Below are 23,259 nucleotides of genomic sequence, written 5' to 3' on the forward strand. Positions count from 1 at the left end.
GGTTACGATCAGCACTCTATTGAAGTTCTCCGCTCTTCGCCGACGGTGTTCACGAACGGTCCGACGGTGTTCCCGACCGGCCGAGCTCCCCACCGGACCTCGGGGTGGCCCGCGTTCGGGAACGGGCCCACCCCGAGGTAGCCGGGAGGGGTTCACTCCGGCTGGATGTAGGCGGTCTGGATCAACTGCGGACCTCCCTTGAGACTCCGGCTGACCAGAGTTCCCCTACCGGGCGGCAGCTGCCGCGACTTGATGTTGCCGATGAGCTGACCGTCGTCCTTGTTGGCGCTCATGGCAAGTCCCGGCGCCGAGGACTCGCGCATCTTGCCGATGATCGGCTCGAACAACGCCCTGCTGGCGCCACCGGAGTTGCGCGCCAGCACCACGTGCAGACCGACGTCGCTGGCCTGCGGGACGAACTCGGCGAGCTGCTGCATCGGGTTGTTGCCCTGCGGGGCCACCAGGTCGTAGTCGTCGGCGACCACGAACAGTTCCGGACCGGACCACCAGGAGCGGTTCTTGAGCTGCTCCTGGGTGACGTCCGGCCCCGGCAGCCGATTCTTCAGCGCGTTGCAGACGTCGTTGATGTTGCCGCGCAGCTGGTCGGCGGAGACGGCGTACTCCATCAGGTGTCCGGTGTCCAGGAAACCGAGCATGGTTCGCCGGTAGTCCACCAGCAGGATCAGCGCTTCCTTGGGGCTGTAGCGGGTGGTGATACCGCGCACGATGGTGCGCAGCAGTGCGGTCTTGCCCGCTTCCCGTTCGGCGAAGGCGTAGAAGTGCGGCTCCGCGTCGAAGTCCAGGTAGACCGGCTGCAGCCCGTCCTCGTTGATACCGATCGGCACCAACCGCTGTTTGGGCTGCTGCTCCGGCGTCGGCAGCTGTTCGTGCGGAAGCACGTCGGGCAGCAACCGCACCTTCGGCGCGGGCTTGCCCTGCCAGGAATCGCGCACCCTGGTCACCAGGTCCGCGACACCGTCGGAGAGATCCTGGTTGTAGGCCTCCCAGCCGGCCCGGTCACCGAGGTTCTCGCTGTCGACCCTGGGAATGGCGGTGAGGAAGTGCAGTTTGCTCGGGTGCAGGCCGCGTCCCGGCCTTCCGGAGGGGACGTTGACGGCCACCTTTCGGTCCACTTCGGACTCGCTGGGGTCACCCAGCCTGAGTTCGAAGCGTGTGCCGATCAGGTCCTTGAGGGCGGGGCGGATCTCGGCCCAGCGATTGGCCGAGACGACCACGTGCACCCCGAAGGTCAGCCCCTGCGCGGCCAGGTCGAGCACGTCCTGCTCCAACGTCTCGAAGTCGTTGCGGAACGCGCCCCAACCGTCGATGACCAGGAAAACGTCCCCGTAGGGATCGTCGGTTATCCTGCCTTCCGCCTTGCGCTTGCGAAAGTCGGACATCGAGTCCACACCGAGCTGCTGGAACCTCGCTTCGCGCTCGGCGACCAGCTGCTTGATCTCGGCGATGGTCCTGCGCACCACGTCCTGGTCACGACGCCCGCCGAAACCGCCGATGTGCGGCAGGCTCTGCAGCGCGGCCATCGAACCGCCACCCAGATCCACGCAGTAGAACTGCACTTCCCGCGGGGTGTGGGTCAGCGCCATCGAGCAGATCAGGGTCCGCATCAGGTTGGACTTACCCGACTGCGGCCCGCCGACCACGGCCCCGTGCCCGTTGGCACCGCCGAGATCGACCACCATGTGGTCCTGGCGCTGCTGATAGGGCATGTCGATGATGCCGACCGGAATCTGCAGTTTTCCGTTACCGACGTTGCCGACCGGGGTGTAGCCCCGGTCCTCGCTCGCCGAGAGCGGCGGCAGCACCGAGTCCAGGGTGGGCGGAGCGTCCAGCGGGGGAAGCCAGACCTGGTGCGCGGGTGGCCCCTGCCCCTGCACCTTGTTGATCACGAGTTGGAAGTCGCTGTCCGGCAGACCGTCGCCGTCGTTGTCGACGATGCCCGACTGCTCCGCCTCTGGTTCCGGCTCCGGTTGCGCGGACTGCTCCGGCTCCGCGGGCGGTTCGATGTAGTCCGGCACGAAGAACCTGGGACGCTTCTCCCCCGTGACCGGCGAAGCCGCGACCGTACGGCGCTTGCCTCCGCCCTGGTGCATGTGGCCGGAGACGTAGGCCGCGCGGAAGCGCTCCATGCCGCCCGGATGCTTCAGGTAACCGTGGCCACCGGTGGCGGGCAGGTCACCGGCGTCGGGAACACCGATGGCGGCACGCGACTCGGCCTGATTGAAGGTCTTGAGCCCGATCCGGTAGGAGAGGTGCGAGTCCAGCCCCCGCAGCTTGCCCTCCTCGAGACGCTGCGAGGCGAGCAGCAGGTGCACCTGCAGCGAACGCCCCAACCGCCCGATCATGTTGAACAGCTCGGCGAACTCGGGCTTGGTGGACAGCAGCTCGGAGAACTCGTCGATGACCACGAACAGGGCGGGCATCGGCGCCAGGTCCGAACCGGCCTGCCGGGCCTCCTCGTAGTCCCAGACGTTTTTGACCTTCGCCTTGTTCAGTTCCTCCTGGCGCCGGTTGAGCTCGCCCGCCAACGCGTCCTGCATCCGATCGACCTGCGTGAGGTCGTCGGCGAGGTTGGTGATGGTCGCCGAGACGTGCGGAGCCGCCTCGAACCCGTTGAACGTCGCACCACCCTTGAAGTCGACCAGCACGAAGTTCAACGCGGTCGAGGAGTGCGTGGCCATCAGGCCGAGCACGATCGTGCGCAGGAACTCGGACTTACCGGAACCGGTGGCGCCGATGCACAGGCCGTGCGGTCCCATACCGCCGGACGCGGTCTCCTTGATGTCCAGCGAAACGACCTGACCGTCCTCGCCCGGACCGATGGCGACCTTGTAGCGCTCCGGTATCGGCCGGGGCCGCCACGCCTCGTTGAGGTCGAACGAGATCGGGTCACCGCTGAGGCCGAGCTGCTCGATGTAGTTGAGCGGCGTGGTGAGCGGCTCCTGCCCGCTGCTCTCGGTCTCGGTCTGGCCGGTACGGGCCGACATCATGCGGTAGGGGGACAGCTGCCGGGCCAGCGCGGTGGCTTCCTCCTTGGTCATGGAGTCCGGCACACCGAACCACTCGACGTTGTTGCCGCTCCGAGCACCGACCCGCTCGGACTCGACGACCATGCGCATCCCGCGCTTGGTGGTCAGCGCACCGAGCACATCGGACAGATCGATCAGCGTGACTCCGGTCATGCCGCCCTCGAGCAGAATCTGCTCCTCACGGCTGATCTCGGCGTCGTCGAGCACGATCACGACGTGCGGACCGTCCGGCGGTGCGTTGTTGCGGTTGAAGCGAGGCCTGCCGTCCAGCTGGTCGGCGAGCATCTCCTCGACGGCACGTAACGAACCCGCCATCAGTCGCTGCTGGCCGATTCCGTCCGTGAGCTCGGGGTGCTGGGAATGCGGCAACCATTTGACCCAGTCCCACTCGACCCTGGAGCGCCCCCCGCTGGCGACGGCGATGACCACGTCGTCCGGGGTGTGAAAAGTCGCCAACTGCGCCAGCAGCGCCCGGGTCAGCGCGCGCGTGGTCTCGCGGTCGCCCTGCAGGCCGATGGCGGCGAAACCGCGCAGCGAGGTCGCGACGGGAAGCTCCGAGACCAACGAGTGCGCGCGGACGAACCGGCGCAACGCAAGGGTGGTTATCGGCTCCAGCTCGTCGACCGGACCGGTCTGCGGCGGCACGAGTCGGGTCTCCAACCGCTGGGAGCCGAGCCCGACCCGGATCTGACAGAAGTCGCTGTCGCCCGCACGACGCTCCCACATCCGGCGACTGGTGGCGATCGACCACAACGTCGACGGTTCGGGATGAACCCAGGTACGAGCCAGCCGCTGCTCGTCCGCGGCCTGTCTGGCCCGTTCCCGCATCTGTCCGAGATACCGCAGGTAGTCCTTGCGGTCCTCGTTCATCTCGGCCTTGCTCTGCCCACCGCCCTGGTTACCACCGGCCATCATGCCCACAGTGGAAACCAGCATCATCATCGGCATCATCATCATCATCGGGTTGCTTCTGGCCCGTTGAAGCATGAAGACCATCATTCCGAGAGATGCCACGATCATGACGGCCGGAAGGAGCTTCTGCACGATGTTTCCGGGGACCGCTCGCGGAATCTCGGGAGGAGACTCGAGATGAACCTCGCCACCCGGCGGCTTTGGAGCGGCCATGCGTGGCGGTCGCTTGAACTGCAGCGTGCTCACCGGACAGCAGCACCCTTCCATGTTGTCGGCGATCTGTCGTCAACTGCGCAAGCAGCATTCTGTAACCGGCCGGACCGCACCCCACCGCGGGGGCGGAAAACGACGGCGTAGCCACAGGACAGCCCGCTCACGGTGATCCTCGGGGAACCGGTGCGGAACGGTTCTGACAAACCGAACCCGCGAACCGGTTCGTACAGCCATACTAAGAGGACCACGCGTCCGAGTGGGGTGATTTCGCGGAATTACATCCCGCTTGGTTGGATCGAACCGAGCGCGTAGAGCACACACACGGATCGACATCGAAAGACTAGGGATTAGGGGGCCCAAGTGGCGACCGGGACCACGGTATTCAGCCGCGTGACGGTGGTCGCGCCGAAGACGCGCATAGACCTCGCGTTACCCGCGGACGTCTCGGTGGCGGACCTGCTGCCGATGTTGCTGGACATGGCGCACGAGGCCACCCCGGACGGCGGAGCACGTCACGGCGGCTGGTGCCTGGCGAAGCTGGGTGACGCACCGCTGGACACCAGTCAGACTCTCGCGGCACTCGGCATCGTGGACGGCGACATGCTCCAGCTGCGACGCAAGTCGGACGATCCACCACCGCCGCTGTACGACGACGTGGTGGACGCGCTCGCCGAGGCGGAACCGGGAAGTTACCGCCCCTGGACCAAGGAGACCGCCGCCAGAACCGGACACGCCGCGGGCGCGCTGGCGATGATCGCCTCGGCCGTGGCCCTGGGAATGGCCGCCCTTCCACAAGGGATCATCTTCCACATCATCGCCGCCGTGGTCGGACTCGCGGTCGCGATCTTCGCCACCGGCATAGGCGCGATAGTCGCCCGCGCCTACGGCGCCGCGACCACCGGGACGGTACTGGCCGCGGCGGGCGGACTGCCGATGGCCTTTGTGGCGGGGCTCAACATCGTGCCCGGCCAGGACATGCGGCCGAAACTGCTGCTGGCCAGCGCGCTGGTACTGATATTCGCCTCGGTCTCGCTCATGGTGATCGGCGCGGGCATCATCCACTTCATCGCCGCCGCGACGATCTCGCTGTTCGCCGTGATCGGATTCCTCGTCGCCACCCTGGTTCCAGCCGCGACCGTCGCGGGCGTGGCCTCGGGCGCCGCGGCGGTGGGGCTGGCGGGGATATCGATGCTCCCCCGAATCACGATCCAGCTGGCCAAGCTGCCGCTGCCGCACGTTCCCGGCAGCGCTGAGGACCTCAAGGAGGACGGCGGCTTTCCGGACTACCACCAGATCCAACGGCAGTCCGGTCTGGCGCACAAGTACATGACCGGCCTGATCGTGGGATGTGGCGGCACGGCCGCGCTCGGAGCGGTGATCGCCGCCACGGCACCGAACATCTGGGGCCTGCTGCTGGCCGGGGTGGTATCGGCCGTGCTGATGCTGCGGGGGCGCAACTACGCCAACGGGAGCCAGGCGATCGCGTTGCTGCTCAGCGGACTGATCGCCGCACTGGGCACGACCGTCTGGCTACTTCTTCCCGCGGTGACCACCTCGCAGCAGAAGCTCACCTGGGTGTTCTGGCCGTTGCTGCTGCTCGGCGTCGCGGCGATCGTGTTCGGCGTCGTCTTTCCCAACCGGCGGTTCTCACCGGTGCAGCGTCGCAGTGTGGACATCATCGAGGCGGTGCTGATCGCACTGGTACTTCCACTGGCACTGGGCGTCATGGACGTGTACATGACGATCCGCGATCTCAACATCAGCCTGTTCTGATGGAGCTTCCGTCGATTCGCCGAACAGCCGCTGCGAAGGAAGCGTGATGCGTTCAACCACAACCGTGCACCGTGGCAACCTTCGGCGTGCGCTGGCGATCTCGGCAGCGACCGCCACTCTCCTGGTGTGTGGCCCGATACCACCGGCCACCGCCCAGGACGAGGAGGAAACCGGAACCGAAAGCGAGCAGGAACTGCGGCTGCCCCCGGTCCCGGAGGGGAAGGATCTGACGGTCTCCTCCGCCAACCTCTCGCCGGACAACAGCTTCACCCGGCAGCAGGCATGTCTCGCAGCCAGTGAGAACGGCTCACGACTCAGACGACAGCCCTGGAGCCAACGGGTGCTCGGTTTCGGCCGCGCCCACGAACAGGGGCTCACCGGAGCGGGACAGACGGTCGCCGTGATCGACACCGGGGTGAACAAACACCCCCGGCTCGAATCACGGCTCCAAGCGGGCGGTTCCAAGATAACGGGCGGTGCGCTGCGGGACTGCGACGGACACGGCACGGTGGTGGCGGGCATCATCGCCGCTAGCGACTCGGAGGAGACGGGCTTCGTCGGTGTCGCACCGGAGAGCAGGATCCTGTCCATCCGCCAGTCGTCCTCGATCTACCAGAAAGAGCAGTCCGGCCAAACGGTCGGCAACACGGCGACCATGGCCCAAGCCGTCGCCAGCGCCGTGGCACAGGACGCCGATGTGATCAACATCTCGCAGGCCTCCTGTCAGACGCTCTCCCGCGCCCTGTCGCCCAACGAACCCAACTGGAAACTGCGCGAAGCCGTCAGGCAGGCCTACGAGCAGGATGTGGTCCTGGTCGCCGCGGCGGGCAACGTCGGCGGCAAGTGCGAGAAGAACGAGCCCGGGGATCCGAGCACCGCGGTGCTACCCGCCTGGTTCGACGATTACGTGCTGACCGTGGCCTCGGTGAACCGGCAGGGCGCACCGTCCGAATTCACCATCCCCGGGCCGTGGGTGGACGTCGCCGCGCCCGGTGAGGACCTGATCTCGCTCGATCCGGGGATCGACGGCAAGGGGCTGGTGAACCGCGTCGCCCGTGACTCGAACAGCCAGCCACAGCCCTTGCAGGGCACGAGTTTCGCCGCACCGTACGTTTCCGGCCTGGCAGCGCTGATCAAGGAGAAGAACCCGGAACTGTCCGCGGCCCAGGTGATGCACCGGATCACCGAAACCGCCCAGCACCACGGTGGCAACGAGGGCGGTAACGACATCATCGGCTACGGCATGATCAACCCGATGGCCGCGCTCAACGACGTCATCCCCGCCGAGCACGACGCGGCTGCCGCCCCGGTCGAGCCGCGACGCCTGGAGGCACACGTCTTCCCGCAGCGGAACTGGGCCGCCATCGCGGTGGCGATGGGAGGGACCATCGGCGGACTGGCCACCGTGCTGTTCACGGCGTTCCTGCTCAACGCGGTACGACGGGTCCGGGCACGGAACCGGGGCGACTCACCGGTGGGACCGGAAACCTCCTGAACGAGGTTTTCCGGTCGGGTCGCCGGGTTGCTCGCTCGGTGGAACCTCCCGACGACGAGTCCGAACGAACTCGCGGCCCGGAACCAACTCGGTTCCGGGCCGCGTTGCTACCCGAGGAAACGGCCACCCGAGGAAGTGGCTGCCGGCGATCGGGCAATTCCTGAACAGCACCTAGTCGGCGGCCGCTCCGGTGTTGGCCTGCTGCTGTTCCTCCTCCGGAGCCCGGTTGACCCCGGCCTCCGATTCGACGGGGATGGAGTCGTAGACGAAACCGGCCTGTGCCGGATCCAGGAAGTCACCGGAGGGCAGTGTCCCCAAAATCGAGGCGGGGGCCGCTCCGATGTCCCCGGTGCCGTTGACCACGCCGAGCCCCTTGGCGGTGGCGACGTCCTTGATCCCGTAAGTGACCCCTCGGTTGGAGACCAGGTAGATGGGACCGCCCTCGGCCGTCTCGGGCCCGGTGCTCCCGCGCACCACGGCCGCCTTGCCCGGGGGCATGTAGAAGTAGTCCACGCGCGGCCCCGTCCCGTCGAACTGGGCCAGTTTCACCGGCGCCTTGGGCGCGGGCGTACCCGATCCGACGGTGACCGTGACCCGCTGCTTCCCGGACTCGTCGGACCAGCTCAGGCAGGAGCGGTTGGCATCCGCGAACGAGAGCGGTTGCGGAACCCCTACCGGGAAGTGGTCCACGTCGAGTTCGTCGGCCGCGTCGGCACTGCCGATCTCGGTGAGCATCCCCGTGGCGTTGGGGATCTCCTTGGAGCTGTACCTGGAAGCGTGCAGCACGGCGGCCGCGCCGCGAGTGATCCGCTGTTTTCCGCTCTGCCGCAGCACGAAGAACTGCGGGGTCTCCCCCGGCACACTGCGTTCGAGAACGTCACCGACCCCGTAGCCGCCACTGTCGTACGCCGGGGTGGTTTCCGAGAGTTCCGGCACGTCGAGCGAGTCCACCTCGGGAATCGCGTTGAGCATGTTGGTGCTGACGATGCGCGGAACCGCGGCACCGAGACCGAACATCTCCGTCACCGCGGGCTCCTCGTCCGGGAGGGCGGCTTTGACCACCCTGGATCCGGTGCTGTTGTCGGATCGCACGCGATAGATCAGATACGTCCGTTCCGAGGAGGAGTCCCGCACGTAGAGCGCCTCGTCACGCCCGATTTCCCGACCGTGCCCGGTCACCCCGCCCAACACGGTGGTCTCCACCTCAGCGGAGGCGAGCATGTCCTCGGTGTCCAACGCCTTGTTCAGCTCGGCCACGTCGCAGATCGCCCATGCCGGAGTGGCCGCTTGTCCCGGCTCGGGCAGGAAGTCCGGCGCGTTGGGCATTCCCGTCTTCGGCCCACGAGGTAATTCAGCCAGGGCCGACTGCTCGACCTTGGTCGGCTCGATCGCCTGCCCCTGAGCGTTGCCCTTGGCCATGACGAGCAACTTCGCCGAGGCCATGTTGAGCATCGGAATCAGCCGCTTGTCCGCCTGATCGTCGGAAGTGACGACGTAGACGCTGCCGCTACCTTTCGCGATGACCACCGATCCCGGTTTCGGGACGGTGCCCTGGCCGCCGAACAACCCCCACACCAGGAATCCGATCATCCCGACACAGGCGATGATCGCACCGGCGATGGTGGCGCGTTTGTGCGAACCGAGCGGATCGTGCAGCATCACCGCGTCTCTGCGGGCTAGTGCCGATTCCATACGACGTATGACGAACCTGTACGCCTGGACTTGTGATTTGGTGGTGGGTGTTGATGCCATTCTTCGCCTAAAGCTCTCCCGTGCGAGGTACCGTTCAGCAGGGTAGCCGGGAAAGGTTGCCGCGTGGGTCCGGTTCGACCGACTCACCGCAGTATTCTCTTCGATCGGTTACCGATACCTACACTCGCCCGCACCCACAGTGGGCAGACGCATCTACCTGCGAGGGGGAGAGACCCAACGGATGTCCGTGACCACACAGCATTCGGCCCCACCGAAAGCATCGGGATCGTCCGGTACCGGGCCCACCAACGCGACGCGGGCACGAATTCAGGCAAGGCGACGGACCAGTGGTGCCAGCCTGGGGGCACTGCCGGTATCCAACCTCGTCGTCATGGAGATCGGTATCGCGGCCGGTTTGGTCACCGTCGGCATCGATCGGACACTGTGGCCGTTCGCGGCGGGAGTAGCCGGATTGGCCGTGATCATCGCCCTGTTGCGCAGGCGCGGCCGATGGTTCACCCAGATGTTCGGCCTCGTGCTGGGCTACAAGTTCCGCAACCACACCAGCGTGGTCACACCCGTCACACCCGGTCTGACGGACGGTGGGGACGAGAACGGCGACGGGGTGATCGGCCCGGAGGAGAACCATCGGGTATCCCTGCTGCGGCTGGTCGTTCCCGACCTGGTCGTGGCACACGGGCAGGACCACGACCGCAACCACGTCGGGATGGCGTTCAACGACGGCAAGTGGACCGCCGTGCTCATGGTGGAACCCACACCGTCGTTGGTCACCGAGATCGGTAAGGCACCGAACCTCCCGCTCGGCTCGCTGACCCACTGCCTGGAGGACCGCGGCGTGGTCCTCGACGCGATCCGGGTGATCTGGCACTGCTACCCCGGAAGTGCCGCGCTGCCGTCGAAATCGCCCGCGCTGAACTCCTACATGGAGGTGCTGGGGCCATTACCGGCGGCGGCTCGCCGTACCACATGGGTGACGGTGCGGTTGGATCCGAAACGATGCGCCAAGGCCGTGGGAGAACGAGGCGGCGGCATAGTGGGTGCACACCGCGCGCTGATCGGTGCGCTCTCCCGAGTACGAAGCGCCCTGGAACGGGAATCGGTACCGACCCGGCCGTTGGATCCGGACGAACTGCTGCAGGCGGGAATCGCCTCGGCCGAGATGCAGTCGGTGCTGGGTTCGCAGCGCTCGGTCGGCCTCAAGGAACGCTGGGACGGGGTCACGGCAGGCGGAGTGGGGCACTCCAGCTACGCGATCACCGGCTGGCCCTCGCAGATGAGCAACAACCTGAACGCGCTCACCGGGGTTCGTGCGCTGTCCTCCACCGTGACGATGTCCATATCCCCCACCGGTGAGAACAGTGAGGTCGGGCTGCGCAGCCTGGTCAGGGTCAGCGCCCGAACTCCCGACGAGCTGGACACCGCGGACGAGCAGCTGCGCGGTATCAGCAATCGACTCGGGGTCACGCTGACCCCCCTGGGTGGCGTGCAACTGGCCGGATTCAACGCGACTCTGCCGTTGGGAGGCTCGATATGAGCCGCAGCAGGACCATAGACACACCCGACGACCTGCGCGACAGGGTTCCGGAGTTCCTGGTACCCCCGGAGACGCTGGACGCGGTCAGCCCCTCCGGCGACCGCGGCGGGATGATCATCGGTTCGGGGCCGCACGGCGAACCCATCTCCACCTCGATCCTCCGTCCGCAGCCCACCAGGATGGTCACGGTGGGCGGGCTCTACCTGGCTCGTCAGATCGCGCTGCGCGCCATGGCCACCGGCGCCTGGGTGATCATCGCGACCGGGCGACCGGACTCCTGGGAAAACCTGGCGACCGCCGCCGGCCACACCCCCGACGGCAGCCCGGTGCCGCTGGTGCAGATCCGACGGCTCACCCCGTTCGACCTGCCACGTTCCAGCGAGGACGCCCCGCTGCTGGTGATTCACGACGGCGGAGCCGTGCCCCAGGAACTGTTCCCGCCGCGTTCGGCGTGGCAGACCACCATGTACGTGCTGCCGTACCTGCACCCGCAAGTGGGTAACGGTACCGCCGCGAACACGGCTGATCTGGTGTTGTTACAGCGAATCCCGATGAACCAGGCCCAGCTGGCGGGACGGATCTGGCATCTGCACCCACCGCAGGTGCAGCAGCTGACCACGCTGCAGGACGACGGAATCATCGCTTTGGGCAACATGCTCTGGAGCCCGATCCGGCTCGTGACCAACCACGCGGAACGTGAGCTCCTGGGCCCCATCCGGCGTGGCGACTGAGCCCACTCCTTTGGCGATTTCGCGGGAAATTGACGCCGCTGGGGTGTCAATTTCCCGCGAAATCGCGGCGCGTGTGTCCACACCGCACTTCAACTGTCCACATCCCGTGGAAAACACTGGGGTACCTGCCGGTCGTCGCTCCGATACTGGCAGGTATGACAGACATCGCATCGACAACGTCCCCGGAAGGGGTACCGCGGGAGTCGGTACTTTTCACCCGCGCCGAAGCACTGGAAGCCGGAATAACGGACCGCGGGCTACGTGAGTCCGGGGCGTACCGCCGAGTACTCCACGGTCTGTACACACCGGCCGACGTTCCGCTGAGCCACGAACTGAGGTGCCAGGCAGCGGCACGGTTCCTGTCTCCCGACGCGGTGATCACGGGGAGGTCGGCCGCGACGCTGCACGGGGCACGGCTCGCCGACCACAACGACGCGGTCGAAGTACTCGTCAACGACAAGTACATGAATCGAAGGTCGGGCTTGAAGTGTTGGGCTCGGAGCGTCTCGACTGATGAGCACTCCGCCTGGAACGGAATCAGGCTGGCCTCCCCCTGCCGGAGTTCCTTCGAGATGCTCGCCCGCTATCCGCTCAGGTGGGCGGTGGCCAACTGCGACCGGATGCTGCACGAGGGTTTGGTCGAGGCGAGAGAACTCCGCCGCTTCCTCGGCGAGCGAAACCACTACGGAATTCGCCAGGCCCGAACGGCTTTCGAATTGCTGGACAGCAGAGCGGAGTCCCTTCCGGAGTCGATGCTGCGCGTGCTCCTGGTGCAGCGGGGCCTGCCGCCGACCCCACAACTGAACATCGTTCACCGAGGGAGGTTCGTGGCCCGAGTGGATCTCGCATACGAGGACGCCAAGGTGGCCGTGGAGTACGAAGGGGCCTGGCACGCTGACGCGGAACAGCATCGCCGCGACCGGATGCGCAGGCAACGCATAGCGGAGTGCGGCTGGCAGGTGCTGGTGGTCACCGCGCGGGAGTTGTTCGAGACGCCGAACGAACTCGTGCGACGGGTCGGGACGGCTTTGGGGAGGGCGTGAGCGTCAATTTCCCACGAAATCACCACCCCAGCGGCGTCAATTTCCCGCGAAATCGCCGGTCACAGCGAGCGCCGTGCCCGGGTGGTCCTGACCCGCTCGGCCAGTTGGTCGTCGGGTGGGTACTCGACGCCGGTGAGCGTCAGGCCGTGTGCGGGGGCGACCGCACTGGTCTTGGTTCCCTCTCGCAGCATCTCCGCGGGCCACTCGGTACCACGTCTGGAATCACCGGACATCAGTACCGACCCCACCAGACTACGAACCATGGAGTGGCAGAAGGCGTCGGCGGTGAGGGTCGCCGCCAACAGGTGCCGGTCGACCCGCTCCCACTCGAACGACTGCAACTGTCGGACGGTGGTCGCGCCCTCGCGTTGTTTGCAGAAGGCCGCGAAGTCGTGCAGCCCCACCAGGTCGTTCGAAGCCAGTTTCAGCCGCCGCACGTCCAGCGGCCTGTTCCAGGCCAGGGTGTCGCGGCGCCGCAACGGGTCGACCCCCCACGGCGCGTCTGAAACCAGGTAGCGGTAGTGCCGCCGCATCGCGGCGAACCGTGCGTCGAAACCGCTCGGGGCGACGTCGGCCCGCAGCACCCGCACGTCACCGGGCAGAATCCGGTTCCAGCGACCACACAGCCGCGTCAGATCGGGCACCCCGTGCTCGTCGACCTCCAACCGGTGCCGATCCTCGGCCGCCAGCGGCACCGCGTCCACGTGGACCACCTGACGATCGGCGTGCACCCCGGCATCGGTTCGCCCGGCCACCACCACAGACCCCACGAGCTCCCTGCCGGGCGGCTGCTTCCACAGCGCGTCCTCCAGCAGTCCCTGCACGGTCCGCAAGCCGGGCTGGCGCGCCCAACCGGAGAAATCGGTGCCGTCGTAGGCGAGTTCGACACGAACGCGAACGAACCCGCCCTCCCGTTCGGGAGCGGCGGGTTCGTCGGCAACCTCGGCACGCGACGAAATCAGGACTGGTCCTTGTTCTCGGTGTCCTCGTCGCTGGTGCCCTCGGCTTCGGAGGCGTCGGAAGCGGACTCCGCGACATCGACGTCCGCGGACTCGTCGGCCTCGGAGGTCTCCTCGCCCTGCTGGGCGGGCTCCGCCGTGGCCTGCTGGTCCTTCGCGAACTTGGTACCGCGGGCGGCTTCGGCCTCGGATGTGGCCGTCTTCTCGTTGACCAGCTCGATGATGGCCATCGGAGCGTTGTCGCCCTTACGGGGCATGGTCTTGACCACCCTGGTGTAGCCACCGGGACGGTCGGAGAAGAACGGTCCGATCTCCGCGAAGAGCTTGTGCACGACGTCCTTGTCCCGGATCGTCTTCAGCACTTCGCGACGATTGTGCAGGTCACCCCTGGTGGCCTTGGTGATGAGACGCTCCGCCAAGGGCTGGACCCGCTTGGCCTTCGCCTCGGTCGTGGTGATCCGCCCGTGCTCGAAAAGCGCGGTGGCCAGGTTCGCCAGGATCAGCCGCTGATGCGACGGCGACCCGCCAAGACGCGGACCCTTCGTTGGGCTGGGCATCGGTTGCTCCTCTCAAGGTGCGGCCGGAAACCAGTCCGCGAAGCGCAGCCGTCAGAGCTGCTCAGTCTCCGCGTAGTCCTGACCGTCGTCGTCATAACCGTTGTCGAAGCCGGTGTCGTAACCGCTGTCGAGACCGGTGTCGAAACCGCCGGTGGACATCCCCTGGGAGATGCTCGGCTCCTCCGACCAGCCTTCCGAGGGGTACTCGGCGGCAGCGGCGGAGGGATCGAATCCCGGAGGGCTGTCCTTGAGGGTCAGACCCAGACCGACCAGCTTCATCTTGACCTCGTCGATCGACTTCGCACCGAAGTTGCGAATGTCGAGCAGGTCGGCCTCGCTGCGCGAGACCAGCTCGCCGACGGTGTGGATACCCTCGCGCTTGAGGCAGTTGTACGAGCGTACCGTGAGATCGAGATCCTCGATCGGCATGGAGTACGCTGCGATGGTGTCCGCCTCGGCCGGCGACGGACCGATCTCGATGCCCTCTGCGTCGACGTTGAGCTCACGGGCCAGGCCGAACAGTTCGACCAGGGTGCGGCCTGCCGAGGCGACCGCGTCCCGCGCGGTCATCGACGGCTTGGTCTCGACATCGAGAACGAGTCGGTTGAAGTCCGTGCGCTGTTCGACACGAGTCGCGGTGACGTCGAACGAAACGTTCCGCACCGGCGAGTAGATCGAGTCCACCGGAATCCGGCCGATCTCGGCACCGGACTCCTTGTTCTGTGCCGCCGGGACGTAGCCGCGCCCCCGCTCGACCACGAGCTCGATCTCCAGCTTGCCCTTGGAGTTCAGGGTCGCGATGTGGAGATCGGGATTGTGTACCGTCACACCGGCGGGTGGAACGATGTCGGCGGCGGTGACGTCACCCGGACCCTGCTTGCGCAGATACATGGTGACGGGCTCGTCGTCCTCGGAACTGACCACGAGTTCTTTGATATTCAGGATGACGTCTGTAACGTCTTCCTTGACCCCCGGAATCGTGGTGAATTCATGCAGCACACCGTCGATACGCAGGCTGGTCACGGCCGCACCCGGGATCGAGGACAGCAGGGCACGGCGGAGCGAATTGCCGAGGGTGTAACCGAAGCCGGGCTCCAGCGGCTCGAAGGTGAACCGGGAGCGCGTCTCCGAAATAGGCTCCTCGGACAGTGAGGGTCGCTGGGAGATGAGCACTGTCGTTTTTCCTTTCCACACGGCGCCCGCCATTTTACGCCGAAGGGATGGCGTGCCCGCTGCGAACAGTGGGCGAGGTGGGGACGCGTCGCGTCCCCACCCGTACCGGGCCGCGGAGCAGCCATCGATGCGGTAGCCGCTCCGCCCGGTATCACTTCGAGTAGAGCTCGACGATGAGCTGCTCGGTGACCGGTGTATCGATCTGCGCACGCTCGGGCAGCTGGTGCACCAGCACGCGCAGCGACGAGGGCACCACTTGCAGCCAGGCCGGGCAGGGCCGCTCGCCCAGGGTTTCCTTGGCGATGATGAACGGCGTCGTGTTCAACGACTTCGGCTTGACGTCGATGATGTCGAACTTGGCGACCTGGTAGCTCGGAATGTCGACCTTCCTGCCGTTGACCAGGAAGTGACCGTGGTTGACCAGCTGACGGGCCTGCCTGCGGGTACGAGCGATACCCGCACGGTAGACCACGTTGTCCAACCGGCTCTCCAACATCTGCAGCAGGTTGTCGCCGGTCTTGCCGGGCCTGCGGTTGGCCTCCTCGTAGTAGGAGCGGAACTGACGTTCCAGCACCCCGTACGTGAAGCGGGCCTTCTGCTTCTCCTGCAGCTGCTGCAGGTACTCGGTTTCCTTGATGCGCCCACGGCCGTGCTGACCCGGCGGGTACGGACGACGCTCGAACGACTGGTCGCCGCCGACGAGGTCAACCTTCAACCGACGGGACTTACGGGTCGCGGGACCGGTGTAACGGGCCATTGCGTTTCTACTCCTCTCCCGCTTCTCAGACCCGACGACGCTTCGGCGGGCGGCAGCCGTTGTGGGGCTGCGGGGTCACGTCCTGGATGGTTCCCACTTCGAGGCCTGCGGCCTGCAGCGAACGGATAGCCGTCTCACGTCCGGAACCGGGCCCCTTGACGAACACGTCGACCTTCTTCATGCCGTGCTCGGCAGCCTTGCGGGCGGCGTTCTCGGCCGCCATCTGCGCGGCGAACGGCGTGGACTTGCGGGAGCCCTTGAAGCCGACGTGACCGGCGGAGGCCCAGCTGATCACCGAACCGACGGTGTCGGTGATCGAGACGATCGTGTTGTTGAAAGTGCTCTTGATGTGCGCCTGTCCGTGCGCTACATTCTTTTTTTCCTTGCGCCGGACCTTCTTGACGGTCCCGGCGCGACCCTTCGGTGGCATTACTGCTTATCTCCTCGCGAGGCTTACTTCCTGGCCTTCTTCTTGCCTGCGACCGTCTTCTTCGGCCCCTTGCGGGTACGGGCGTTGGTCTTGGTCCGCTGCCCGTTCAACGGCAGGTGACGACGGTGCCGCGTCCCGGCGTAGGAGCCGATCTCGATCTTCCGGCGAATGTCGGCCTGCACCTCACGACGGAGGTCACCCTCGACCCGGTAGTTGTTCTCGACGTGTTCACGCAGCTTGGCGAGCTGCTCGTCGTCGAGATTCTTGGCGCGGGTGTCCATCGAAATGTCCGCGTTGCGCAGAATCTCCTGCGAGCTGCTGCGGCCGATGCCGTAGATGTAGGTCAGCGCGACCTCGATGCGCTTCTCGCGCGGGAGGTCAACGCCGGCAATCCTTGCCATCTGGCAGGTGCTCCTCACTCTTCATTCCAGGTCTACTCCCCGACCGTCCTCGTGCACGGGGCTCGCCCGGGCGGAGTCGCTTCGAAACCGAAGACCCGTCCGGGACCCGTAACCACACGAAGCCCCGGCCTGGTTCCGGGGGTGAACCGACCCAACTCCCGAGTCGGCAGGTCACAGGGAGGTCCCTTGTATCGCCTGGTTTGTTTGTCTCGGTAGAGACCGCTTCGCTGCCGGTCAGCCCTGACGCTGCTTGTGACGCCCGTTGTTGCAGATCACAAGAACCCGTCCGTGACGACGGATCACCTGGCAGTTATCGCAGATCTTCTTGACACTCGGTTTGACCTTCACGGCCGTGCTCTCCTGATCGCGACGCGTGTCCGTAACCCCGGACACCGTGGAGGTCACTTGTAGCGGTAGACAATGCGCCCACGGGAGAGGTCGTAGGGAGACAGCTCCACGACGACCTTGTCCTCGGGCAGGATGCGGATATAGTGCTGGCGCATCTTGCCACTGATGTGCGCGAGGACCTTGTGGCCGTTCTCCAACTCGACGCGGAAGGTCGCGTTGGGGAGCGGCTCGATCACCCGACCCTCGACCTCAATGGCCCCGTCCTTTTTGCCCATGTCCTCCGCGTTTCGTGACGGTGACAGTTCATCTTCTCGGTAGCTCGTACCGTTATTACCGCTGACGCCGGAGCCGGCACCAAAGGCAGACCCACTCCGACGCGGTCCGGCAGCCCAACCACCCACGGACAAGCTGGCCCGGAGGACATACACAGGAATCACGGCCCCCGCGATCGGGAAACCGCGCTGCTGCCCGCCCCAGCGGACCACGCCCCCTGCGAACAGAACGGCATGACGAACCGGCGCCACGAGTGCGCCGATACTCCACTGTACGCGCACGCGCGAATGCCACCCAAATCGGGGCTGGACAACGAGCCGACAGTAACGCTGTGTACCATAAAAAACACACTGTGTGATTACTGGTCGTTGTTCGTTGGCCGCTCCACGAAGGAGAGGAGTCCCACAGCCACCCGTCTCACCCCCGCTCGCAGGGGACGCTCGGGACGAGCGGACCGAGAGCAACCGCTCCGGAGGAAGCGCTTCCGGGAAAAGTGGCGGTATGATCGAGGGTCGTCCGGCGCGACACCCCGGTCAGGCACACCGAGGAGACACAAGGTGACGACCCAGCACCACGGCCGTTTCTCACCGAGGCATTGGCTGCGAAACGCGCCTGTCGTTGATTACCGACGGTTCTTCACGGCGGCGATCCGCCATCCGGGAACTGTGGGCGCGGCAACTCCCACCTCGAACGCTGTGGCGGACAGCGTGGGGCGCGTCGTGCCGGAGCACGGCGAGCCGGTGGTCGTCGAACTCGGTCCGGGAACCGGCTCACTCAGCGTCGAGATAAGGAAAAGACTTCCCGCCGCGGGCAGACACGTGGGGATAGAACTCGACGAGCGCATGGTGCGCCACCTGCGCGGCCGGATCCCCGAGATGGAAACGGTGCACGGGGACGCTCGGGAACTGCGATCGACATTGCCCGGTCTCGGGATCGACAGCGCGGACGTGATCGTGACCAGCATTCCCTGGTCCCTGCTGGACGTGAACGAGCAGTACGAGGTCCTTCGGCAGTGTCGCCGGAGCCTGGCCCCCGGCGGGGTGTTCACCGCCATGACCTACCTGCCGATGCGCCACAGCGCCGGGGGGCGCCGTTTCCGCGCTCGCCTGGAGGCCGGTTTCGGCGAGGTACTGACGCACACCACGTGGCGAAGTGTCCCGCCGATGCTGCACTACACCTGCCGCCACCCGATCGAGTGAGCCGTCGGCCCTGGCAGCGTCAATTTCCCACGAAATCGCCGCGCCCGAGCGACGCAGGCCGAGCCCCAACCACCCTCGCAGCCTGACCACCCGCGGGTTCTCCCGTGCGGCTCTCGCGAGGACGCCGGAGACGTTGTGTAGGCCGCTACCCGAGGTCGCCGGCCCCGCAGCGAGAGCCGTGCGAGAGGTTCCGCCAAGCGAGGAACCACGAACACCGGGCCACGGAATCCCTCACCCGAGGCCACGCAGCGCACGTGTCCCCGGTGCGTGAGTCGGATGCATTGCAAGGCCGGGGGGCCGCTCGCCGCGTAGGTCGCTACTCAAGAGCCGGCCCAACACAGCAAGGCGCCGACTCACGTGACGGCTACCCGGCCACGCACGCAAGCCGCGAGGCGTTACTGTTCATCGGCGGCGGTGAGCACCCAGGGGCCCTCGGAGGTGATGGCCACGGTGTGCTCCCAGTGAGCGGCCCGGGAGCCGTCGACGGTCACCACGGTCCACTCGTCGGAGAGTTCCTCGCTGTCCGGCGGTCCGAGGGTCAGCATTGGCTCGACGGCCAGTGCCATACCCTCCCGGAGCTTGGGCCCTTTACCCGGCCTGCCGAGGTTGGGGAGGAAGGGCTCCATGTGCATGCGGGTTCCGATACCGTGCCCGCCGTACTCGGCGATGATCCCGTAGTCGATTCCGTCCGAGGTGGCGGCCGACCTGGCCGCGGACTCCACCGCGTGCGAGATGTCGGTCAGCCTGTTACCGGCCGCGACCTTGTCGACGCCCGCCCACATCGCTCGCTCGGTGGCCGCCGACAACGCCAGGTCACGTTGGCCGACCGAACCGACCGGGATGGTCACGGCGGAGTCCCCGTGCCACCCCTCCAGAATCGCTCCGCAGTCGACCGAGATCAGGTCACCGTCGGCGAGTACCTCCGTGGTCGAAGGGATGCCGTGCACGATCTTCTCGTTGATCGAGGCGCAGATCGAACCGGGGAAACCGTGGTAGCCCTTGAAGGAGGGGGTCGCACCCGCACCTCGGATCACCTCCTCGGCGACCGAGTCGAGCTCGGCGGTGCTGACCCCCGGTTTCGCCTGCTCGGTCACCGCCGCGAGGGCGCGCGCGACGACGATTCCCGCCGCGCGCATCGCCTGAATCTCACCACTGCTCTTGAGCTCGATGCCCTTACCGCGACGCAGCACCAGCTGCCCCTCTCGTCAACTCAACGGCCTTACAAGAACGATTCTCGCCCCGGTCCCACTTCCGGGCCACTCCCCCGGCGCGGCCCGGCAACCGCGGGAGTCGGGCGCTCCGGGAGCGCCGAAGACCTCTCCGGCTCCGTCACACGTCCCCGACTCCCGCGGTTCGAGTACCGTCACGCCGAACACCGCCGTTCGCGGAACGAGTTCACGCGAGGTCCGGCCACGAGTCATCTCCCCCGGGGCCGGTCGCCCGGCTACGGGCAACGGATCGAACCGGGGGTAGAACACTCAGGCACGAGCGCGCAGGGCCTCCAGAGCTCGCGAGGTGACTTCCTCGACCGGCCCGAACGCGTCGATCGTGATCAGCTTGTTCCGATAGTAGTCCAACAGCGGCGCCGTCTCCGAGTCGTACACGTCCAGCCTGCGCCGGATGAGTTCCTCGGTGTCGTCCGAACGACCGCGGTCCAGCAGGCGCCGGACCAGCTCCTCCCTGGGAACCTCGAACTGCACCACCGCGGTGAGTTCCATCCCGTTCTCGGAGAGGATGTTGCTGAGCACGTCGGCCTGCGGCGTAGTGCGCGGGAATCCGTCGAGCAGAAAGCCCTCGGCCGCGTCACTGGCGGCAAGTCGCTGACGCACCATCTCGTTGGTGACCTCGTCCGGTACCAGCTCACCGGCGTCGAGGTAGCTCTTGGCCTCCTTGCCCAGCGGCGTGACGTTGTCGATGTTCTCCCTGAACAAATCGCCACTGGAGATGTGGGGGACCGCGAGATGTTCACTCAGCACGGCCGCTTGGGTGCCTTTGCCCGCACCTGGCGGGCCAACCAGAACCAATCGCACCAAGGGTCTGCCTCCGAATCCGTGATGATGGCTCACGCCACCGTTTGGCGGGCACTTTCGTCCCGTCTGTCATCGCACGTCCGCACCGGGGCGCCACCGGGAAGTGCTCCCGGCGGCGATCCCGCCGAGACGGACATCGAGCGATCGACACCGTAACCGACGTGGCCGATTTCGCCATGTTTACCGCCCGAACTGTGGGAAACCACTCGGAGCGGAACCGCGCCGCTCGGGGTCGAGAACCACCGAGCGGGCAGCGGCCACGGCGTCATCGCCAGGACTCTTCGAGCCTACCGGAGGAAGCCCTCGTAACTGCGCTGCGTGAGTTGGCTCTCGACCTGTTTGACGGTGTCCAGCCCCACGTTGACCATGATCAGCACAGCGGTGCCGCCGAACGGGAAGTTCTGCGCACCGCCCTGGCCGCCGGTCACACCGAGGAAGAAGTTCGGGAGTACCGCGATGATGCCCAGGTAGAGCGCACCGGGCAACGTGATGCGCGAGAGCACGAAACTCAGGTACTCGGCAGTGGGCCTGCCCGGACGAATACCCGGGATGAAACCGCCGAACTTCTTCATCTCGTCGGCACGCTCTTCCGGATTGAACGTGATCGAGACGTAGAAGTAGGCGAAAAAGATGATCATCGTCATGTACAGCAGGATGTGTACCCAGCTGGACGGGTCGACGATGTAGGTCTGAATGAAACGCGACCACCAGGTGTTCTGGTTGCCCGCGAGTTGCCCCAGCAGCTGCGGAAGGTACAGCAGCGAGGAACCGAAGATCACCGGGATGACACCGGCCTGGTTGACCTTCAGCGGCAGATAGGTGGAGGTGCCGCCGTACATCCGACGCCCGATCATGCGCTTGGCGTACTGCACCGGGATGCGGCGCTGAGCCTGCTCGACGAACACCACGCTGGCGATGATGACCAGACCGAAGCAACAGATCACGGCGAAGACGAAGCCGCCGCTGTTGTTCAGGATGTTGCCACCCTCGGCCGGGATGCGGGAAGCGATCGAGGTGAAGATCAACAGCGACATGCCGTTGCCGACCCCACGTTCGGTGATCAGCTCGCCCATCCACATCAGCAGTGCCGCACCGGCGGTCATGGTGACGACGATGACCACCATGTTCAGCACCGAGTTGTCCGGGATGACCTCTTGCTGACACCCCGGGAAGAGCTGCCCGCGCACGGCCAGTGCGACGATGCCCGTCGCCTGCAGCACTGCCAGCGCCACCGTGAGGTAGCGGGTGTACTGCGTGAGCTTGGCCTGGCCGGACTGGCCTTCCTTCTTCAACTGCTCGAACCGCGGGATCACCACCTGCAGCAGCTGAACGATGATGCTGGCGGTGATGTAGGGCATGATCCCGAGGGAAAGCACCGACAGTTGAAGCAGGGCTCCGCCACTGAAGAGGTTCAGCAACGAATAGACGCTCTGACTCTCGCCTTGTAGAGCCTGCACACACTGCTGGATGTTCGGATACGACACCCCTGGAGACGGAATCGTGGCACCCAGTCGGTACAGCACGACCATTCCCAGTGTGAACAGGATCTTACGGCGCAGGTCCGGCGTCGTCAGAGCCGAGCGGAAGGCGCCGAGCACGCAGACCTCCTGTGCGCGAGCCGGTAGTCACCGGCCGATGTCGGTGGCCGACTCACGAGTCGCCCACGGCTGGATTCCGTCAACGATTCCGTACCACGGCGCGGCACGGAACCGCCGCACGGACTCTAACAGCATTCACCCCGCCCGCAGTAGCCACCTGCGGACAATGGCAACGAAACGGCGCCCGAATGACACACGCGGTGATCAGTGAGCGGCCACTTCGGACACTGTTCGCGATCGGTGAACCCCGCGTGTCGCTGTCGATGCCCCGTGATCCAAGGCGAAATCACTGCTCACCGCCGGCGGGAACGCCGCTGGAGAAAAAGAACGGGCCGGTCGACAACGAAGTCGACCGGCCCGAAGCCGTGAACCGCGCGACGCGGCGCTGGTTCGATCGCACCGGAACATCACCCCGTGGCGGGGCGGCTCGTCCGGGCTCAGCGCTCCTGCTTGGTGGCGCTGCCGCCCGCGGCCGCGATCTTGTCCTTGGCACTGCCAGTGAACGCGTGCGCGGTCACGTCCAGTTTCACCCCATCGAGATCCCCACCGCCGAGGATCTTGACGAGTTCGCCCTTCTTGAGCAGTCCGGAGGCGATCAGCTCGTCGATACCGACCTTGCCGCCCTGCGGGAAGCGCTCGGCCAGCTTGCCGATGTTGATGCCCTGGTACTCGACGCGGTTCGGGTTCTTGAAGCCACGCAGCTTGGGCAGCCGGATCTGCAGCGGCATCTGGCCGCCCTCGAACCCGGGCGCCACTGTCTTGCGTGCCTTGGTTCCCTTGGTACCGCGACCCGCCGTCTTGCCCTTGGAGGCTTCACCACGGCCGACCCGGATCCTGCTCCGCTTGGAACCGGGAGCGGGCCGCAGATCGTGAATCTTGATGGCCATTACTCGACGACCTCCTCGACCGAAACAAGGTGGCCGACGGTGTCGACCTGACCACGAACCGTGGGACTGTTCGGCCGAACGACCGTCTGGCCGATCTTACGCAGCCCGAGGGTGCGCATGGCGTCACGCTGGTTGGGCTTGGTGCCGACCAGACCACGCGTCTGGGTGATCTTGAGTTTGTTCATC

Annotated in this window: 21 protein-coding genes; 6 read left to right on the top strand and 15 right to left on the bottom strand. The window is 66.2% G+C overall.

Features of this window, described 5'->3' with window-relative positions; all coding sequences use genetic code 11:
* Positions 1-152: 152 nt before the first annotated feature.
* A complete protein-coding gene (eccCa, locus tag ACOQFL_RS03555) occupies positions 153-4,205 on the bottom strand; it encodes a type VII secretion protein EccCa (RefSeq protein ID WP_435542650.1) in 4,053 nt (1,350 codons plus the stop codon).
* A gap of 327 nt (positions 4,206-4,532) precedes the next feature.
* Here eccCa and eccD point away from each other — a divergent pair, with 327 nt between their 5' ends.
* Together eccD and mycP are read left to right on the top strand one after the other, a co-directional pair.
* On the top strand, positions 4,533-5,945 hold the full coding sequence (gene eccD / locus ACOQFL_RS03560; RefSeq protein WP_435542651.1) for a type VII secretion integral membrane protein EccD: 1,413 nt from the start codon (positions 4,533-4,535) through the stop codon (positions 5,943-5,945).
* Positions 5,946-5,991: 46 nt separating this feature from the next.
* On the top strand, positions 5,992-7,440 hold the full coding sequence (gene mycP, locus ACOQFL_RS03565; RefSeq protein WP_435542652.1) for a type VII secretion-associated serine protease mycosin: 1,449 nt from the start codon (positions 5,992-5,994) through the stop codon (positions 7,438-7,440).
* A gap of 171 nt (positions 7,441-7,611) precedes the next feature.
* Here the strand turns inward: mycP and eccB are convergent, their stop codons facing one another.
* Positions 7,612-9,192, bottom strand: coding sequence for a type VII secretion protein EccB (gene eccB, locus ACOQFL_RS03570; protein WP_435542653.1), 1,581 nt, complete (start codon positions 9,190-9,192; stop codon positions 7,612-7,614).
* A gap of 181 nt (positions 9,193-9,373) precedes the next feature.
* Between eccB and eccE the strand changes: the two genes are divergently transcribed.
* The 3 genes from eccE (at position 9,374) to ACOQFL_RS03585 (ending at position 12,461) form a co-directional block, all read left to right on the top strand.
* Entirely contained in the window at positions 9,374-10,687 is a 1,314-nt protein-coding gene (gene eccE, locus ACOQFL_RS03575; protein ID WP_435542654.1) for a type VII secretion protein EccE, read from the top strand.
* Positions 10,684-11,418 (top strand): hypothetical protein, encoded by a 735-nt coding sequence (locus ACOQFL_RS03580; protein WP_435542655.1) that lies wholly within the window; start codon positions 10,684-10,686, stop codon positions 11,416-11,418. Before eccE ends, ACOQFL_RS03580 begins: the two co-directional genes overlap by 4 nt.
* A 155-nt stretch (positions 11,419-11,573) precedes the next feature.
* Positions 11,574-12,461 carry an endonuclease domain-containing protein gene (locus ACOQFL_RS03585; protein ID WP_435542656.1) on the top strand — a complete coding sequence of 296 codons (888 nt, stop codon included), beginning with the start codon at positions 11,574-11,576 and terminating at the stop codon, positions 12,459-12,461.
* Positions 12,462-12,520: 59 nt separating this feature from the next.
* Here the strand turns inward: ACOQFL_RS03585 and ACOQFL_RS03590 are convergent, their stop codons facing one another.
* The 8 genes from ACOQFL_RS03590 to infA all read right to left on the bottom strand — a co-directional run bounded on the left by ACOQFL_RS03590 (position 12,521) and on the right by infA (position 17,361).
* Positions 12,521-13,423, bottom strand: a complete 903-nt coding sequence (locus ACOQFL_RS03590; RefSeq protein WP_435542920.1) for a tRNA pseudouridine synthase A — start codon at positions 13,421-13,423, stop codon at positions 12,521-12,523.
* On the bottom strand, positions 13,420-13,977 hold the full coding sequence (gene rplQ / locus ACOQFL_RS03595) for a 50S ribosomal protein L17 (RefSeq protein WP_435542657.1): 558 nt from the start codon (positions 13,975-13,977) through the stop codon (positions 13,420-13,422). The genes ACOQFL_RS03590 and rplQ overlap by 4 nt, the downstream gene beginning before the upstream one ends.
* 51 nt (positions 13,978-14,028) lie before the next feature.
* Positions 14,029-15,150, bottom strand: a complete 1,122-nt coding sequence (locus tag ACOQFL_RS03600; protein ID WP_435542658.1) for a DNA-directed RNA polymerase subunit alpha — start codon at positions 15,148-15,150, stop codon at positions 14,029-14,031.
* A 151-nt stretch (positions 15,151-15,301) separates the two neighbouring features.
* Entirely contained in the window at positions 15,302-15,907 is a 606-nt protein-coding gene (gene rpsD, locus ACOQFL_RS03605; RefSeq protein WP_435542659.1) for a 30S ribosomal protein S4, read from the bottom strand.
* 25 nt (positions 15,908-15,932) lie between these two features.
* Positions 15,933-16,337: a 30S ribosomal protein S11 gene (gene rpsK / locus ACOQFL_RS03610; protein WP_092626192.1), complete on the bottom strand. Its 405-nt coding sequence runs from the start codon at positions 16,335-16,337 to the stop codon at positions 15,933-15,935.
* Between the two features lie 23 nt (positions 16,338-16,360).
* A complete protein-coding gene (gene rpsM / locus ACOQFL_RS03615) occupies positions 16,361-16,738 on the bottom strand; it encodes a 30S ribosomal protein S13 (protein WP_435542660.1) in 378 nt (125 codons plus the stop codon).
* Between the two features lie 234 nt (positions 16,739-16,972).
* The gene (gene rpmJ, locus ACOQFL_RS03620) at positions 16,973-17,086 is read right to left on the bottom strand and encodes a 50S ribosomal protein L36 (protein ID WP_092626791.1); all 114 of its coding nucleotides are present in this window, start codon (positions 17,084-17,086) and stop codon (positions 16,973-16,975) included.
* Positions 17,087-17,139: 53 nt separating this feature from the next.
* Positions 17,140-17,361: a translation initiation factor IF-1 gene (infA, locus tag ACOQFL_RS03625; RefSeq protein WP_017976785.1), complete on the bottom strand. Its 222-nt coding sequence runs from the start codon at positions 17,359-17,361 to the stop codon at positions 17,140-17,142.
* A 555-nt stretch (positions 17,362-17,916) separates the two neighbouring features.
* Between infA and ACOQFL_RS03630 the strand changes: the two genes are divergently transcribed.
* Positions 17,917-18,558 (top strand): class I SAM-dependent methyltransferase, encoded by a 642-nt coding sequence (locus tag ACOQFL_RS03630; protein ID WP_435542661.1) that lies wholly within the window; start codon positions 17,917-17,919, stop codon positions 18,556-18,558.
* Between the two features lie 395 nt (positions 18,559-18,953).
* On the opposite strand, the gene map is transcribed toward ACOQFL_RS03630, so the two are convergent.
* The 5 genes from map to rpmD all read right to left on the bottom strand — a co-directional run bounded on the left by map (position 18,954) and on the right by rpmD (position 23,258).
* Positions 18,954-19,748, bottom strand: a complete 795-nt coding sequence (gene map / locus ACOQFL_RS03635) for a type I methionyl aminopeptidase (RefSeq protein ID WP_435542662.1) — start codon at positions 19,746-19,748, stop codon at positions 18,954-18,956.
* A gap of 288 nt (positions 19,749-20,036) precedes the next feature.
* On the bottom strand, positions 20,037-20,591 hold the full coding sequence (locus tag ACOQFL_RS03640) for an adenylate kinase (RefSeq protein ID WP_092626198.1): 555 nt from the start codon (positions 20,589-20,591) through the stop codon (positions 20,037-20,039).
* Between the two features lie 284 nt (positions 20,592-20,875).
* Positions 20,876-22,186 (bottom strand): preprotein translocase subunit SecY, encoded by a 1,311-nt coding sequence (gene secY / locus ACOQFL_RS03645; RefSeq protein WP_435542663.1) that lies wholly within the window; start codon positions 22,184-22,186, stop codon positions 20,876-20,878.
* Between the two features lie 437 nt (positions 22,187-22,623).
* Positions 22,624-23,073: a 50S ribosomal protein L15 gene (gene rplO / locus ACOQFL_RS03650; protein WP_092626202.1), complete on the bottom strand. Its 450-nt coding sequence runs from the start codon at positions 23,071-23,073 to the stop codon at positions 22,624-22,626.
* Complete coding sequence (rpmD, locus tag ACOQFL_RS03655) at positions 23,073-23,258, bottom strand: 50S ribosomal protein L30 (RefSeq protein WP_092626204.1); 186 nt, start codon at positions 23,256-23,258, stop codon at positions 23,073-23,075. The genes rplO and rpmD overlap by 1 nt, the downstream gene beginning before the upstream one ends.
* Position 23,259 lies beyond the last annotated feature (1 nt).

The sequence above is a fragment of the Actinopolyspora sabaoui genome, from assembly GCF_051225635.1.
Taxonomy (GTDB): Bacteria; Actinomycetota; Actinomycetes; order Mycobacteriales; family Pseudonocardiaceae; genus Actinopolyspora.

Coding starts and splice junctions, on each gene's coding strand:
- eccE (WP_435542654.1), top strand. CDS start 9,374: ATGTCCGTGACCACACAGCATTCGGCCCCACCGAAAGCATCGGGATCG.
- eccB (WP_435542653.1), bottom strand. CDS start 9,192: ATGGCATCAACACCCACCACCAAATCACAAGTCCAGGCGTACAGGTTC.
- infA (WP_017976785.1), bottom strand. CDS start 17,361: ATGGGCAAAAAGGACGGGGCCATTGAGGTCGAGGGTCGGGTGATCGAG.
- rplQ (WP_435542657.1), bottom strand. CDS start 13,977: ATGCCCAGCCCAACGAAGGGTCCGCGTCTTGGCGGGTCGCCGTCGCAT.
- rpmD (WP_092626204.1), bottom strand. CDS start 23,258: ATGAACAAACTCAAGATCACCCAGACGCGTGGTCTGGTCGGCACCAAG.
- rpsK (WP_092626192.1), bottom strand. CDS start 16,337: ATGCCACCGAAGGGTCGCGCCGGGACCGTCAAGAAGGTCCGGCGCAAG.
- rpsD (WP_435542659.1), bottom strand. CDS start 15,907: ATGGCCCGTTACACCGGTCCCGCGACCCGTAAGTCCCGTCGGTTGAAG.
- rplO (WP_092626202.1), bottom strand. CDS start 23,073: ATGGCCATCAAGATTCACGATCTGCGGCCCGCTCCCGGTTCCAAGCGG.
- rpsM (WP_435542660.1), bottom strand. CDS start 16,738: ATGGCAAGGATTGCCGGCGTTGACCTCCCGCGCGAGAAGCGCATCGAG.
- mycP (WP_435542652.1), top strand. CDS start 5,992: ATGCGTTCAACCACAACCGTGCACCGTGGCAACCTTCGGCGTGCGCTG.
- ACOQFL_RS03580 (WP_435542655.1), top strand. CDS start 10,684: ATGAGCCGCAGCAGGACCATAGACACACCCGACGACCTGCGCGACAGG.
- ACOQFL_RS03585 (WP_435542656.1), top strand. CDS start 11,574: ATGACAGACATCGCATCGACAACGTCCCCGGAAGGGGTACCGCGGGAG.